Source organism: Duganella sp. Dugasp78 (genome assembly GCF_059491455.1).
The window spans coordinates 5,008,881-5,023,702 of sequence record NZ_CP168506.1; the positions used below are offsets into that span (position 1 = coordinate 5,008,881).

The following is a 14,822-nucleotide window of genomic DNA, read 5'->3' on the forward strand; positions in this document are numbered from 1 at the left end:
GGAGGGATCGCATCATGATTCCGATTATTCCCGCACCGGCCCCCAAGCTGGCCAGCCTGGATGGCTTCCTGGTGGAGGATCACGAGCGCGGCGACTACCGCTTGCATCGCAGCGCCTTCACCGACCCGGCCCTGTTCGAGCTGGAGATGAAGCACATCTTCGAAGGCAACTGGATCTACCTGGCGCACGAAAGCCAGGTCCCCAACAACAACGACTACTACAGCACCCACATCGGCCGTCAGCCGGTGTTCATCGCCCGCAACCGGCAGGGGGAATTGAACGCCTTCATCAACGCCTGCACCCACCGTGGCGCGCAGCTGTGCCGCCACAAGCGCGGCAACAAGGCCACCTACACCTGTCCGTTCCACGGCTGGACCTTCAACAACAGCGGCAAGCTGCTGAAGGTGAAGGACCCCGAAGACGCAGGTTATCCCGACTGCTTCAACAAGGAAGGCTCGCACGACCTGAAGAAGGTGGCTCGCTTCGAAAGCTACAAGGGCTTCCTGTTCGGCAGCCTGAATCCGGACGTGGCGCCGCTGGCCGAATTCCTCGGCGAGGCGGGCAAGATCATCGACATGATCGTCAACCAGTCGCCGGATGGATTGGAAGTGCTGCGCGGTACGTCGACCTATACCTTCGACGGCAACTGGAAGCTGCAGGCCGAGAATGGCGCTGACGGTTATCACGTCTCGGCGGTGCACTGGAACTATGCGGCCACCACCAACCGCCGCAAGGAGCAGGGCGAGGTCCGCGAGGACAAGATCCGCGCCATGGACGCCGGCAAGTGGGGCAAGCAGGGTGGCGGCTTCTACGCCTTCGAGCATGGCCACCTGCTGCTGTGGACCCAGTGGGCCAATCCGCAGGACCGCCCCAACTTCCCGCGCCGCGAGGAATATGCGCAGCAGTTCGGCGGCGCCACGGCGGACTGGATGATAGGCCGCTCGCGCAACCTGTGCCTGTATCCGAACGTCTACCTGATGGACCAATTCGGATCGCAGATCCGTCTGCTGCGCCCGATCTCGGTCGACAAGACCGAAGTGACGATCTACTGCATCGCGCCCAAGGGTGAGCCGGACGAGGCGCGCGCGCGCCGCATCCGCCAGTACGAAGACTTCTTCAACGTCAGCGGCATGGCCACGCCGGACGATCTGGAAGAGTTCCGCGCCTGCCAGCAGGGCTACATGGGCAGCGCGCTGGAATGGAACGACATGTGCCGCGGCGCCAGCCACTGGATCGCCGGCCCCGACGCGGCTGCGCGCGAGATCGGCCTGCAGCCGGTGATGAGCGGCGTGAAGACCGAGGACGAGGGACTGTACACCATCCAGCACCGCTACTGGCTGGAAGTGATGCAGCGCGCGGTCAAGCAGGAAGGCGGTGCCGCATGAACGCCCCGGCCTTGGACGATATCCGCGCCTTCCTGTACCGCGAAAGCCGCCTGCTGGATGACCAGCAATGGGACGAATGGCTGGAATGCTATCACCCGGAGGCCCAGTACTGGATGCCGTCGTGGGACGATGACGACCAGTTGATCGGTGATCCGCAGCGCGAAATTTCGCTGATCTTCTACCCGACCCGCCAGGGCCTGGAGGACCGCGTGTTCCGCATCAAGACCGAGCGCTCCAGCGCCACCATGCCGGATACGCGCACCAGCCACAATATCTCCAACGTGGAGATCGAGAAGCAGGAAGGCGCGCGGGTGACGGTGCGCTTCAACTGGCACACGCTGAGCCACCGCTACAAGACCGATTTCAGCCACTTCGGGATGATGCGTTACGAGATCGACTTCTCCGGCGCGCAGCCGCTGATCACCAACAAGTACATCGTGCTGAAGAACGATTACATCCATCAGGTGATCGATATCTATCACCTGTAGCACGCAACAAGGAGACCGACGATGAGCTACCACATCGCATTGCAGTTCGAGGACGGGGTGACCCGCTTCATTTCATGCAACCAGGACGAAAAGCTGGCCGACGCCGCCTACCGGCAGAAGGTCAACATACCGCTCGATTGCCGCGACGGCGCATGCGGCACCTGCCGTGGCCTGTGCGAATCGGGCAGTTACGACATGCCCGCATCGAGCTACATCGACGATGCGCTGACGCGGGAAGAAGCGGCGCAGCGCCAGGTGCTGGCCTGCCAGATGAAGCCGACCTCGGATTGTGTGGTGCGCATCCCGGCCACCTCGGCTGCCTGCAAGACCGGCGTGGCGCGCTATGACGGCCGCCTGGCGCAGGTGCAGCAGCTGTCCGACACCACGCTGGGCTTCTCGATCGAGCTGGCGGCGGGCGCCGATGTTGGCTTCCTGTCGGGCCAGTACGTCAACGTGGAGATTCCCGGCACTGGCCTGACGCGCTCGTATTCCTTCAGCTCCGCGCCTGGCGCGTTGCGCTACGATTTCGTGGTGCGCAACGTGCCGCAGGGGCGCATGAGCACCTTCCTGGCGCGCGATGCCAAGGTGGGGCAGCCGATTTCGTTCTCCGGCCCCTACGGCAGCTTCTACCTGCGCGACGTGCAACGGCCCTTGCTGCTGCTGGCCGGCGGCACCGGCATCGCACCGTTCCTGTCGATGCTGCAGGTGATGGCGGCGGCAGGATTCCACCAGCCGGTGCGCATGGTGTTCGGCGTGACGAATGACGTCGACCTGGTCGCCATCGACCAACTGCAGCGCATCGCGGCCGCGCATCCGGAGTTCAGCTTCCGCACCTGCGTGGTCTCGGCCGACAGCGCGCATCCGCGCAAGGGCTATGTGACGCAGCATGTGGAGCAGGAATGGCTCAACGGCGGCGATGTCGACGTCTATCTGTGCGGACCGGTGCCGATGGTCGATGCGGTGCGGCGCTGGCTGGTCGATTGCGCGATCACGCCGGCCAACTTCTACTTCGAGAAATTCTCGGCCAGCACCGATGCGACCGCACAGGAGGCAGCATGAGCGCGCGTCGTTTTGAAGGCCAGGCGGTGATCGTCACCGGTGCCGCGCAAGGTATAGGACGCGGTGTGGCCCTGGCGCTGGCGCGTGAAGGCGCGCAGCTGGTGCTGGCCGACCGCGCCGCGCTGGTGGAGGAGGTGGCGGCCGAAGTGCAGGCCCTGGGCGCCATGGCGGTGATAGCGCGCAGCGATTTGGAGACCTGGGCCGGCGCCGCGCAGTTGAACGAGATCGCGATGGCGGCTTATGGCCGGGTCGATGTGCTGGTCAATAACGTCGGCGGCACAATCTGGGTGCAGCCCTACCAGGAGTACACGCCGGAGCAGGTGGAAGCCGAAATCCGCCGTTCGCTGTTCCCGACCCTGTGGTGCTGCCGCGCGGTGCTGCCGCAGATGGTGGCCCGTAAGCAGGGGGTGATCGTCAACGTGTCGTCGGTCGCCACGCGCGGGATCTACCGCATTCCGTATTCGGCGGCCAAGGGCGGCGTCAACGCCATGACCGCAAGCCTGGCGATGGAGCATGCACAGGACGGCATACGGGTCAACGCGGTTGCCACCGGCGGCACCGAGGCGCCGCCCCGCCGCATTCCGCGCAACGCGCAGCCGCTCAACGCGCAGGAGCAGCAGTGGTATCAGGGCATCATCGACCAGACCGTCGCCAGTAGCCTGATGCACCGCTACGGCAGCATCGACGAGCAGGTCAACGCGATTCTGTTTTTGGCTTCCAGCGAATCGTCGTATATCACCGGCACTGTGCTGCCGGTGGGCGGCGGCGATCAGGGATAGATCATGATGTCCGTGATGCGGCTTAACGGTAACGACATTTCTTATCGGGTGGACGGTGAGCCGGGCAGGCCCTGGCTGATGTTCTCCAATTCGCTGGGCACCGACCTGCGCATGTGGGACGCGCAGGTGGAATTCCTGCGGCGGGATTTCCGCATCCTCCGCTATGACACGCGCGGTCATGGAGGTTCCGGCACGGTGCCGGGGCCGGCCGGCCTGGAGCAGCTGGGCCGGGATGTGCTGGCATTGCTGGATGCGCTCGATATTCAGCGCGCCCATTTTTGCGGACTGTCGATGGGCGGCGTGATCGCGCAGTGGCTGGGCGTCCATGCGCCGGAGCGTCTGCACAAACTGGTGATCGCCAATTCCGCTCCGCGCATCGGCACACCGCAGGGCTGGCAGGACCGCGCGGCGCAGGTCAGGGCGGCGGGATTGGACGGCGTCGCCGACGGCGCGGCGGGACGCTGGTTCACGCCAGGCTTTATCCAGCGCGAGCCGCAACGGGTGGCGGCGCTGGTTGCCGCCTTGCGCGGCGCCAGCGTCGAAGGCTATGCGGCATGCTGCGACGCACTGGCCGCCGCCGACCTGCGCGAACGGCTAGCCGCGATTGCGGCGCCGACGCTGCTGATCGCCGGCACCCACGATCCCGTGACCACGGTCGCCGATGCCGCTGCCATGCAGGAGCAGATCCCGTGTGCCACTTTGGTGACGCTGAGTGCGTCCCACATATCGAACATCGAAGCCGAGGAGGACTTCAACCGCGCATTGACTGAGTTCCTGTTCGTATAGGTTTGGCTGGGGCTGTTCCGATTGAAATCGGGGAAGTTGCATTTTTGGATATTGTTATACAATAAATATTGTTGAGCTGGAAGCTTGTCCAGCCGGTAACCCGTCCCAGCGAAATCGAATGAGCATTCCCCTGATTGAACAGCTATACGCGACCTTGGCCCAGTTTTCCGCCGAGTCCCGGCTCTACGCCCTGACCGTTGGCGATGGCGGCGGCGAGTCGAACCCGAGCGGCTTGATGGTCGAGGCCTTTGCCGCCGACGATATGGTGCAGGGCATAGGCGCGCGCGACATCATCGCGGTATCGACCGACGCCCATATCGAACTCGCTCCGCTGCTGGGGCAGCCGGCCAGCCTGGAAATCAGCCTGGCCGATGGCACCCGCACCACCTTTGCCGGCGACATCAGCCAGTTGGCCATGCTGGGCAGCGAAGGCGGCCTGGCGCGCTACCGCCTGCGGCTGTCGCCATGGATGTGGCGGCTGGGGCAGGTGCGCAACAGCCGCGTGTGGCAGGATAAAACGGTGATGGAGATCGTCGAATCCGTGTTCGAGGGGTATTTGCCGCTGGCGCAGTGGCGCTGGAGCGACGAGACCGCGCCGTTCATGGACGGCGCCTTGCCGCGCAGTTATTGCTGCCAGTACCGCGAGTCCGACCTGGATTTCGTGCAACGGCTGCTGACTGAGGAAGGCTTGACGTGGCGCTTCGAACAGGGCGCGGACGGCCCTGCGGCGGTGATCTACGCCGACAGCACGCAGCAGACTGCCACGCCGGAGGACCCCAGCAGCGAAGCCGACGGCGGCATCCGCTACCACAACGCGCGCGCCGGCGAGCGCCAGGATACGGTGCAATCGCTGAAGCCGCAACGCATGATCACCGCGTCGATGTCGACTGTGCTGAGCTACGACTACAAAGCCAGACAGGCGGTGGCGGCCAACGCCCCGTCGCGTCAACAGAGCAGCAGCAAGCTGCCGCCGCTGGAGTCGTTCGACGCGCCCGGGCAATACGCCTACGCCAACGCCGAACAGGCGCGGCGTTACGCGGAACTGCAAATGGAAGGGCGCGAAGCGCGCAGCCAGCTGTGGCGCGGCCGCTCCACGGTGCGCACGCTGCGCGCCGGCACCCGCTTCACGATCCTCGACGCCCCCTTGCAACAGCTCGGCGAGAGCGCCGGTTTCACGCTGACGCGCGTGACCAGCGTGGGCGTCAACAACTTGCCGTCGCCGGCGCAGCAGGCCTTGGCCGAGCTGTTCGGCCCGATCCCGGAACTGCTGCAGGAAATCGTGCACGACCACGAGCCCGAAGACTTCGCGCTGGCGCTGGCGCAGGCCAGCAAGAGCGGCTACGCGAATTGCTTTGAAGCGGTCGCCGCCGATGTTCCCTGGCGTCCGCAACTGCCGGGCAGCGATGGCCGCAGCCATCCGCGTCCGACCGCGCCGGGCGCGCAGACCGCCATCGTGGTCGGTGTCGACGGCAACGACCAGGCCGGCGGCGCCGATGAGCTGCATTGCGACCGGCTCGGCCGCGTGCGCATCCGCTTTCACTGGCAGGACGATGGTCGGGCAACCTGCTGGGTGCGGGTGGCCCAGCGTTCGGCCGGCGGCGGCATGGGCAGCCAGTTCCTGCCGCGCATCGGGCAGGAGGTGCTGGTGCAGTTCCTGGAAAACGATATCGACCGGCCCATCATCGTCGGCGCCCTGTACAACGGCCGGGGCGAGGGTGGTGTCGCGCCGACGCCGGGCGGGCAGGCGGATGCGGACAGCGCGGCGTCGTTGTTTGAACCGGCGCGTGACCATGTCCCTTCAGCGCAGGGCAACCTCGCCGGCGGCAACAGTCCGCTGTGGCATGGCGCATCGTCCGATACGGCCGGCCACGGCAATGGCGCGGCCCAGTGGGGCTTGCGCAGCAAGGAATTCGGCGGTGCCGGCTACAGCCAGCTGCTGTTCGACGACACCGACGCGCAGGGGCGCGTGCAGCTGAAAAGCAGCCATGCGGCGAGCGAGCTCAGTCTGGGCCATCTGATCCACGGCGCGGACAATTATCGCGGCAGCTTCCGCGGGCTTGGCGCCGAGCTGCGCACCGACGCCTATGGCACGGTACGGGCCGGCGCGGGCCTGCTGGTTTCCAGCTATGGCATCTCGCACCAGGCGGGCAGTCGCGAACCCATGGGCGACAATTCGGCCGTGATCGCCATGTTGAAGCAAACCGTGACCCTGGGCGAGACCTTCAGCCAGGCCGCGACGACCCATCAGACCGTGGCGCTGGCGGCACATCAGGGCGCGGCCAAGGCCAATCACAGCGTGCTTGCTGCACAGTCGGCGCCGCTCAAGGCGATGCTGGCGGCGGTCTCCGGCACGGTGCAGAGCGCGGACGGCGAGCTGCCCCATGTCGCCAGCCCCATCATCGCGATCGCCGCCAAGAGCGGGCTTGGCGTGATTGCCGGACAGAGCGTGCAGCTGGCGAACGGCGAAACCGTGACGCTGATGAGCGGGCAGGACACGCAGTTCGCCGCTGGCGGCCAGATGCGCATGCACAGCGGCCAGGCCATCGGCGTGCTGGCCGGTGCGGTCAAGGCGGGCGATGGCGGCGTCGGGCTGCAGATGATCGCGGCCAAGGATGCGGTCGACGTGCAGGCGCTGTCGGACGTGCTCAACGTGCAGGCGCGCGATGAAGTGAACGTGGTCAGCGCCAACGCGCACGTGGAGTGGGCTGCCGCCAAGCGCATTTCGCTGTCGACCGCCGGGGGCGCCAACATCACCATCGAGGGCGGCAACATCACGGTGCAATGCCCGGGCAAGGTGACGATCCACGCCGGCACCAAGAGCTTCGGCGGAGCGCAGCGTCTGGAGCGCGAGATGCCGTTGCTGCCGGCGGCCAATATGGTCGGCCCGTTCAGCAACCGGCTCGATGTGCACGACCTGTTTGTCCAGCATGAATTCTCCGGCATCGTCTACAAGGCGCTGATGCCGGATAAGCGCCTTTTGACCGGATCGCTCGATCAGCACGGCCGCTCGCCGCAGATCTACGCGCCGGAAGGCGAGGAGATTGAAATCCTCTACGGCCAGTCGCTGGAAGAATGGGATCTGATCGCCGAGATCGATCCGAACGAAAGCGATGACATCGTCGGCTGAACCCGAAAACCTTAACAGTCCTAATTAGCTTCAGAGTACATCATGACCGCTCCAAAAACAGCAGCAGACACTATCCAAAGCAAGGTGGGCTTACGCCTGGTGGACGCTACCGGCAAGAATATCGTCGGCCTCAAGTACCAGGTCCGGGAGCTGGAGAAGATCATCGCCAAGGGCGTCACCGACGCCGAAGGAAAATTGGCGCCGTTTGTGTCCGCCATCGGCACAATCCTGGGGGTGTTCGTCGAGAAGTTCGACACCAAAGAGATGAAGTTGGTGAGGAAGGTTATTCCATGGTCCGAGGACTTCACCATGAAGCTCGCCAGCGGCAAGCGCAAGGACAAGCTGGTGCCGCAGAAGGACGAGGGCGATCCGGGCAACTACAAGCGCAAGACCTACCTGGTCAAGGACGGCGATACGCTGGGCAAGATCGCGCCACGGTTCGGTACCACGGCAGCTGAACTGGCCAGGTTGAACGGCCTGTCGCTGACCAGCATCCTGCATATCGACCAGGTACTCAAGGTGCCGAACGGGCCGGACGGCAAGCCTGCGGCGCCGATTGCCGCGCCTGCTGAACCGGCTGAACCAGCTGAACCAGCGGCTGCTCCGGCAGCACCGGCCGCAGCGCCGACGACTGAACCTGAGCCGGCTCCGGAGGCGCCAGCCGCACCACCGGCCGATCTCAAGCAGCAGCAAGAAGCCGCGCCGAGCGATGCCGGCACCGATGCCGAGCCTGGCCCTGCCAAGGAGCAGCCTGTCACCACGCCAGTGCCGATCGTAAAGGAAGAAGATCGCGGCGAGAACGGTACGCCGAAAACCAGCCTCAGCCCGGTGTGCGACCAGAGTGGCTGCATCAAGCTCGGTGATAAAGGTCAGCTGGTCGAGGAGGTCAATCTGCGCTTGATGGGCTTCGGTAACACAGTGCACTCCCCGGCGCCGCTCGACGAGTTCACAGCCGCGACGCAAAACGCGGTCAAGCAGTTTCAGCGCGACTATATGGGTGTGGCGGAGACTGGAAAGGCGTGTGGAAAGGTGCTTGCGGCGATCGATGATTTCCTGGTGAAGTATCCGCTGCCTTACACCAATCTGGCGTGCCAATGTAACGCCAACAACCCAGGCAATCAGGGATGCCCCGGTTTTGGTTTGGGACGGACAGAGTCGGGCTCCGTTGGTCATCTGAAAAATGGCCATAGCAAGCCCGGCATTGAGAGACCCGGCATTCACCGTGGTTTGTTTTGGAGTTTGCGTGCGGCGATCTTCTATCTGCACGAAAAAGAAAGCCAGCTAGGATTTAGGTTCTCAAATGTCTCATCTGGCTACCGCTGCTGGAAGCGGGCTAAGCAGATGGAAATTTTCACGATCAATCATCTTGGCAATGCCATGGACGTTCATTTCAAGCGCGCCAGCAACGGCTCTCATGTGGAAGGTAATGCGCTGGAATCTCTGAAGAACAAGGTATTCGTGGGTAGAATGGGGGCTAACCCTGATTGGAGCGTAGTTAACAGAATTTCGCTCGAACCGCAATCGGATACCGACAAGTGGGTGCACATGGATGTTCGCCAGTTTGGCGAACGCTATACGCTAGACCGATTTTATGCAAAGACTAGGGAAGCGGCCGATGGCGACTCCTTGGTTACCATGGCCAAGCGTGAAGGGAGGTTTGGTCTGATTAACTGTGGTGGCATCGCGGCCAAATCTCTCCAGCCTGTCGATATGCCTGTGACGGGACCAGCGCCTAGTGCTGCGCCGGCTAAAACCAAGCCACCTGCGTCGAAGGCCAATCCTACGCCGCCTGCGCCTTCCGGAAATTCGAGCGGCGCTACAGCAGGTCCAGCCTCCGCTGAACGAAAAAACGCAAGGACGCTCCAAGTCTCAGCATTGGGTTTGGATTTCATCCGCACATGGGAGAGCGGTGATTTGAATAAGCAGCACCTTAAACTCTACGAGGATAATAAGGGTTTCTGTACTATTGGTGTCGGACATCTCGTTGATGGGAAAAGATCATGTGCAGAGCTTAAGAAAGCGGGAAGCGTGCAGTATAAAATATATGAGAAAGGCCTTGCAGACGAGGCTGCGGAGCGCGCGCTATTCGCGGAAGACGTGCAACAGGTGATCGACAGTACGATATCAGTTATCCATGTACCGTTGCATCAACATGAATTTGATGCATTGATGTGCTTGGCCTTTAATACCGGCGGGCTGACCAAGTTTAAAAAGCTCTTAGCCAAGCTAAATACGGGAAATTACAGCGGGTGTTGCGATGAGTTTGCGGACATCACCAACGGCGGGGATCAGAGTTTAGCCAACCGGCGAAAGTCCGAGATAAAGTTGTTTAGAAACAATGTTTATGATGCTAGGCACTAAGGAATGATTATGCGTTTTTTTAAGATGTGGTTGTTGACATGTGGCTTTTTTTTAAGTGCGTCCGCTTGGGCGGCAGTTCCTGAAGGTAGTTGGAAATTTGCGGCTTCGGCAGATTATTTTGGCAGTACGCCGGACGACGAGGCACCAGAGTTTACCACTATTGTTTTTCATGACAACGAAGTCAGATTGTCCGAAGCTTGTGTTGCTCAGCTCAGTCCAATTCCGTATTATTTTCCGCAAACCTTTCAACCGCTTACAAAGCAAGGTATTTCAGCTAAGCAGGTCGACTATTTTCTCTTGAAGCACTTTCACTTGTCGCTTTCTGCAGTCAAAGAAATCTATGTGTTGAAATCTGCGCCAGAGCGCTGTGCAGGGCCAATGAGGAAGTTTTTCTTGGTGGGCGATAGGATTCTATTTGCCGCTGGCGTGACCTTTTACACGTACGTTAAAGTCCAGTCTGAAAACCCGCCGGACGCGGTGCCCACGGGAGTCGTGTCACCGAAGGCGGACTTGGTCGCCGGGTATAAGTTGACTCGCTTCCCAATGGATACGGACCTATACACTTCTTCATGCAGGCCGAAAATCCTCGATGCCAATGGTCAGCCACATACAACCGACAAATGTGCTCCTGATTTCTTCCCTTACGTTGCAGATCCCAAGAGTGCCGATCCGCTTATGAAGTTGATCGGTAATCATAACTACGGGAAGTGGGGGCAGCGCTACACTTTTGATTTCTCGCCACCATTCAAACAAAAGATTCCCGCGACGTTCCTGGTGTTTGCTCCGATCAAAGGGATAACTCTGGTTCGCGTCGACGACCTCGTTAGAGTCCGTAATGAAGAACGCGATGTGATGAGTCCTGCCTACCTTTCCATCGTAGACGGCAAGATCGTTGATCAGATTTCGGGCTGTCGGTTTAACCGCGACTATGTCTGTATGGCGAAAGATCAAGCAGTGGGCAAGCTGACCGAGAGCGGGAAGTTTCTGAAACTGGATTAATCTCATGGCGCTCTGTGTTAACGAAATGGTTATCCAATTTTTAAGGACGGGGCTGTCTATCTGCGCCGCACTGATGAGTACATATGTCAGCGCGGTGACTCTTGAAGGTACTTGGAAGTTTGAGCGTTCGGTCGACTATTTAGGCCGGACGCCGGTCAACCAGGCGCCGCGTTTCCCGACCCTCGTTATTCATAACAACGAGGTCCGCTTGTCCGACGCCTGCGTGGCCAAGTTCGCGCCGGAAGAGTACCTGTTCTCCGATGTCTTCCAGCCGCTGATCAAACAGGGCGTCACGGAAAAGCAAGTCGATGCATTCCTCTTGAAGAACTTGAACCTGTCGCTGTCCAAAACCAAGGAAGTCTTTAACTTGGCAGATACGCCAGGCAATTGCTCGCGACCGGTGACGGAGTTCTTCGTAGTCGGTGACCGGATTCTGGTTCCCGTCGGCGTCACCTTCTACACTTACGTCAAGGTCCCGGCTGAGGCTGCGCCAGCGGCCGCTGGCGGTCCTGCGGCTGCCATGGTAGCCGGATATAAACTGAGCAAGCTGCCGATGAATTTCGAGCGCTACAACTCTTTCTGCACGCCGAAAATCCTGAACGCCAAAGGCAAGCCGCAGGCCACCGACAAATGCGCGCCGGATTACTTCCCTTATGTCGCCGATCCGAAAAGCGCGGATCCGATCATGAAGCTGGTCGGCAATCACGACTATGTAAAAGGTGGACAGGAATATGCCCAAGGATTTTCGCCGCCATTCAAGCAGAAGGTTCCGGCGATGTTCCTGGTGTTTGCGCCGATGAAGCAGGTGATCCTGGTTCGCGTCGACGATTTTGAACTGGTCCGCAACGAGCAGCGCGAGATCATGTCGGGCGTCTATCTTTCCATCGTGGACGGCAGGGTGGTCGATCAGATTCAGGGCTGCGATATGAGCAGCGACTATGTCTGCATGGAAGAGGGCCGCCCCGTGGCCAAACTGACCGATGACGGCAAGTTTAGGAAAGCTAATTGATGCAATGGCGATGGATGTTTAGTATGTGGCTGTCGATCTGCACGTCTTTTGCAGCCACAAACGCGTGGGCGGCGGTTCCTGAGGGAGCTTGGAAATTCGATCGGTCGGCTGACTATTTTGGACGGATGCCGGCTAACGAGGCGCCGCCGTTCACCACCATCACTTTTCGTGGCGATGAAGTCAGATTGTCCGAAGCCTGCGTGGCCAAGCTTAGCCTCAAAGACTATGCCTTCCCCCGACTATTTCAGCCGCTCACCAAACAAGGCATTTCGGCGAAGCAGGTCGACAACTTCCTCCTGAAACACTTTAAGCTGTCGCTGTCGGGAACCAATGATGTCTATAGGCTGAAATCCACGCCGACGGACTGCGAAGATCCAATGGGCGACTTCTTCGTGATCGGTGATCGGATTCTGTTTGTGGCGGGTGCCACTTTTTACAGTTACGTAAAACAATAGGCCGCGTAAGAGTCGCCAGATGGAAGACGAAAAACAGAGGGAACCCCATCGTACTTTAGACCGCATTTGAAAGGTTAAGCATGTCCGAAAACATTCCTACGCTGTACGAATGGCTGGGCGGTATCGATGCCCTGCGTCGTCTGACCGCGCGCTTCTACGAGCACGTCAAGCACGACAACTTGCTGGCCCCAGTGTTTGCCCACATGGGCGACGATCATCCAGCGCACGTTGCGGCCTTTCTTGCCGAGGTACTGGGCGGCCCAAGTGGGGCTGGGGCGAAGTCAAGGGGCCATATCGTGGCTGAAACCTTACGGCACTTCCAGTTCAGGGCCCTGGCGGTGGTCACGCTGCTTGGCGGGCTGCTGGCGTGTGGCACGGCATCGGCGGCGGATTCGGTGATCGAAGCACCTAATGTGGTCGCGATCTCGCCACGGCTCGTCACATCGGGCCAGCCCGGCGCTGAGGCTCTGGCTGGCTTGGCTGCGCAGGGCTTTGGCGCCGTTATCTACCTGGCGCCGCCTACCGTGTCGGACGCCGTTGCTGGCGAAGCGGAGATCGTTCGCCGGCAGGGCCTTGAGTTCGTTAATATTCCCATCCAGTTCGGAAATCCGACCGAGGCCGACTTCCAGTCGTTCGTGGCGGCCATGGAGCGGCTACGTGATCGCAAAGTCCTGGTCCATTGCCAGATCAATATGCGCGCCTCCAGCATGACCTTCCTGTATCGCACCATCGTCCTTCACGAGAAGCCAGAGCTCGCCTATGAATCGGTCGCGCGGGTGTGGTCGCCGGAGGGGCCTTGGAAGCGCTTGCTGGTGTCCCAGCTACGAAAAGCGGGTATCCCGTTTGAACCCTATTGAAGTCTCTCAAAGGTGGGCGCGTATCGCCCGCGCCAGTTGCGCGAACGCCGGCGCGATATGGGCCGATTCCACGCAGGCATAGCCCAGCACCAGCCCGGACTGGCTGCGCGCCTGCTGATGGTAGTAGCCCGATAACGGCCGCACGGCGATGCCCAACTCCTGCGCCGTTTGCGCGACCGCGCGGTCATCGCAGCCCGGCGGCAGGTACAGCGTCAGGTGCAGGCCCGCATCGGCGCCGGCCGCATGCACCTGATCCGGCGTGAACTCGGCGGCGATGGCGCGCTGCAGAATCTCCAGCCGGCTGCCATACAACAGCCGCATGCGGCGGATGTGGGCGTTGAAATGTCCACGCTCGATGAACGCCGCCATGGTCGCCTGCAACGGCGCGTGGCCGGACCGGTACACCTCTTCCATGCCGGTGACGAAGGCCGGCGCCAGCGCTTCCGGCAGTACCAGGTATCCCAGCCGCAGGCCGGGGAACATGGTCTTGCTGAAGGTACCCATGTACAGCACACGTTCCCCGCGGTCCATGCCTTGCAGTGAAGCGAGCGGCCGGCCGCCGTAGCGGAACTCGCTGTCGTAGTCGTCCTCGATGATCCAGCAGCCGTGGCGCTGCGCATACTCCAGCAGCATGCGGCGGCGCGACAGGCTCATCACCGTCCCCAGCGGATACTGGTGCGACGGCGTCACGAAAATGAAGCGCGGCGGCCGCGCCAGCTGGCCCGGCTTGGGACAGAGACCTTCCTGATCCAGGCCGACCGGCCGGATCTCCACGTCCGCCGCCGCCAGCATATTGCGCGCGCCCCAGTAGCAGGGATCTTCCACCCATGCCGCGTCGCCCGGATCGCTGAGCAGGCGCATGCACAGGTCGATCGACTGGTGGATGCCGCCGGTGATGACGATCTGCTCCGGCGTGCAGTCCACCGAGCGCGATACCTTCAGATAGTTGGCCAGCGCCTCGCGCAGCGGCTGGTGGCCGCCGCCGGCGCCGTAGGTCAGGCTGGCGACCGGCGGATTGCGCCAGATGCGCGATTGCAGCGCGTTCCAGGTCTTGTGCGGGAACTGCGTCACATCCGGCACGCCGGGGACGAAAGCGCCCCATTGCTGCTGCGAGGCGCCGGCGTGGGCCACCAGCTTGCGGCCGCGCCGCGACAGCGCGTTGTGTGCAGTGGCCGTCGCCGGCTTGCGGCGTGCGCTGGCCGGCGGCGCGCCGTCGAGTAAAGGCACGGTGTCGGTCACGTAGGTGCCGCCGCTGCCGCGCGTCTCCAGATAGCCTTCGGCCAGCAGCTGCTCGTAGCCATACAGGACGGTGTTGCGCGAGAGTCCCAGCTGGAGCGCCAGGTCGCGGCTCGACGGCAGGCGCGTGTCGGCCGGCAGCACGCGGTCGAGGATGAGCTGGCGCAGCAGCTGGTAGATGCGCTGATTGCGGGGCTGGCCGGGAGATCGGTCGAGATGCAGCAGCAGGTAGTCGGATACGGTGAAGGTGCGCATGGTTCAGTATAGCGCGAATCTTGGTA

General features: G+C 61.9%; 12 protein-coding genes. 11 read left to right on the forward strand and 1 reads right to left on the reverse strand.

The genetic code is table 11. From position 1 onward, the window contains the following. Positions 1-14 precede the first annotated feature (14 nt). From benA to ACEN9O_RS22310, 11 genes are all read left to right on the forward strand, one after another. Entirely contained in the window at positions 15-1,385 is a 1,371-nt protein-coding gene (benA, locus tag ACEN9O_RS22260) for a benzoate 1,2-dioxygenase large subunit (RefSeq protein WP_495613984.1), read from the forward strand. Beyond that, positions 1,382-1,873: a benzoate 1,2-dioxygenase small subunit gene (gene benB / locus ACEN9O_RS22265; protein WP_495613985.1), complete on the forward strand. Its 492-nt coding sequence runs from the start codon at positions 1,382-1,384 to the stop codon at positions 1,871-1,873. The genes benA and benB overlap by 4 nt, the downstream gene beginning before the upstream one ends. A 21-nt stretch (positions 1,874-1,894) precedes the next feature. Continuing rightward, on the forward strand, positions 1,895-2,932 hold the full coding sequence (benC, locus tag ACEN9O_RS22270) for a benzoate 1,2-dioxygenase electron transfer component BenC (RefSeq protein ID WP_495613986.1): 1,038 nt from the start codon (positions 1,895-1,897) through the stop codon (positions 2,930-2,932). Next, a complete protein-coding gene (benD, locus tag ACEN9O_RS22275; protein WP_495613987.1) occupies positions 2,929-3,711 on the forward strand; it encodes a benzoate diol dehydrogenase BenD in 783 nt (260 codons plus the stop codon). Before benC ends, benD begins: the two co-directional genes overlap by 4 nt. Before the next feature lie 6 nt (positions 3,712-3,717). Further along, positions 3,718-4,497 (forward strand): 3-oxoadipate enol-lactonase, encoded by a 780-nt coding sequence (gene pcaD / locus ACEN9O_RS22280; RefSeq protein WP_495618519.1) that lies wholly within the window; start codon positions 3,718-3,720, stop codon positions 4,495-4,497. Positions 4,498-4,615: 118 nt separating this feature from the next. Further along, on the forward strand, positions 4,616-7,624 hold the full coding sequence (locus ACEN9O_RS22285) for a type VI secretion system Vgr family protein (protein WP_495613988.1): 3,009 nt from the start codon (positions 4,616-4,618) through the stop codon (positions 7,622-7,624). 42 nt (positions 7,625-7,666) lie between these two features. Further along, positions 7,667-9,985, forward strand: coding sequence for a glycoside hydrolase family protein (locus ACEN9O_RS22290; RefSeq protein ID WP_495613989.1), 2,319 nt, complete (start codon positions 7,667-7,669; stop codon positions 9,983-9,985). 9 nt (positions 9,986-9,994) lie between these two features. Beyond that, positions 9,995-10,984, forward strand: coding sequence for a hypothetical protein (locus tag ACEN9O_RS22295; protein WP_495613990.1), 990 nt, complete (start codon positions 9,995-9,997; stop codon positions 10,982-10,984). Positions 10,985-11,057: 73 nt separating this feature from the next. Beyond that, complete coding sequence (locus ACEN9O_RS22300; protein WP_495613991.1) at positions 11,058-11,993, forward strand: hypothetical protein; 936 nt, start codon at positions 11,058-11,060, stop codon at positions 11,991-11,993. Positions 11,994-12,016: 23 nt separating this feature from the next. Continuing rightward, on the forward strand, positions 12,017-12,448 hold the full coding sequence (locus ACEN9O_RS22305; RefSeq protein ID WP_495613992.1) for a hypothetical protein: 432 nt from the start codon (positions 12,017-12,019) through the stop codon (positions 12,446-12,448). 80 nt (positions 12,449-12,528) lie between these two features. Next, positions 12,529-13,305 (forward strand): fused DSP-PTPase phosphatase/NAD kinase-like protein, encoded by a 777-nt coding sequence (locus ACEN9O_RS22310; RefSeq protein WP_495613993.1) that lies wholly within the window; start codon positions 12,529-12,531, stop codon positions 13,303-13,305. Between the two features lie 6 nt (positions 13,306-13,311). On the opposite strand, the gene pdxR is transcribed toward ACEN9O_RS22310, so the two are convergent. Then, entirely contained in the window at positions 13,312-14,796 is a 1,485-nt protein-coding gene (gene pdxR / locus ACEN9O_RS22315) for a MocR-like pyridoxine biosynthesis transcription factor PdxR (protein WP_495613994.1), read from the reverse strand. Positions 14,797-14,822 lie beyond the last annotated feature (26 nt).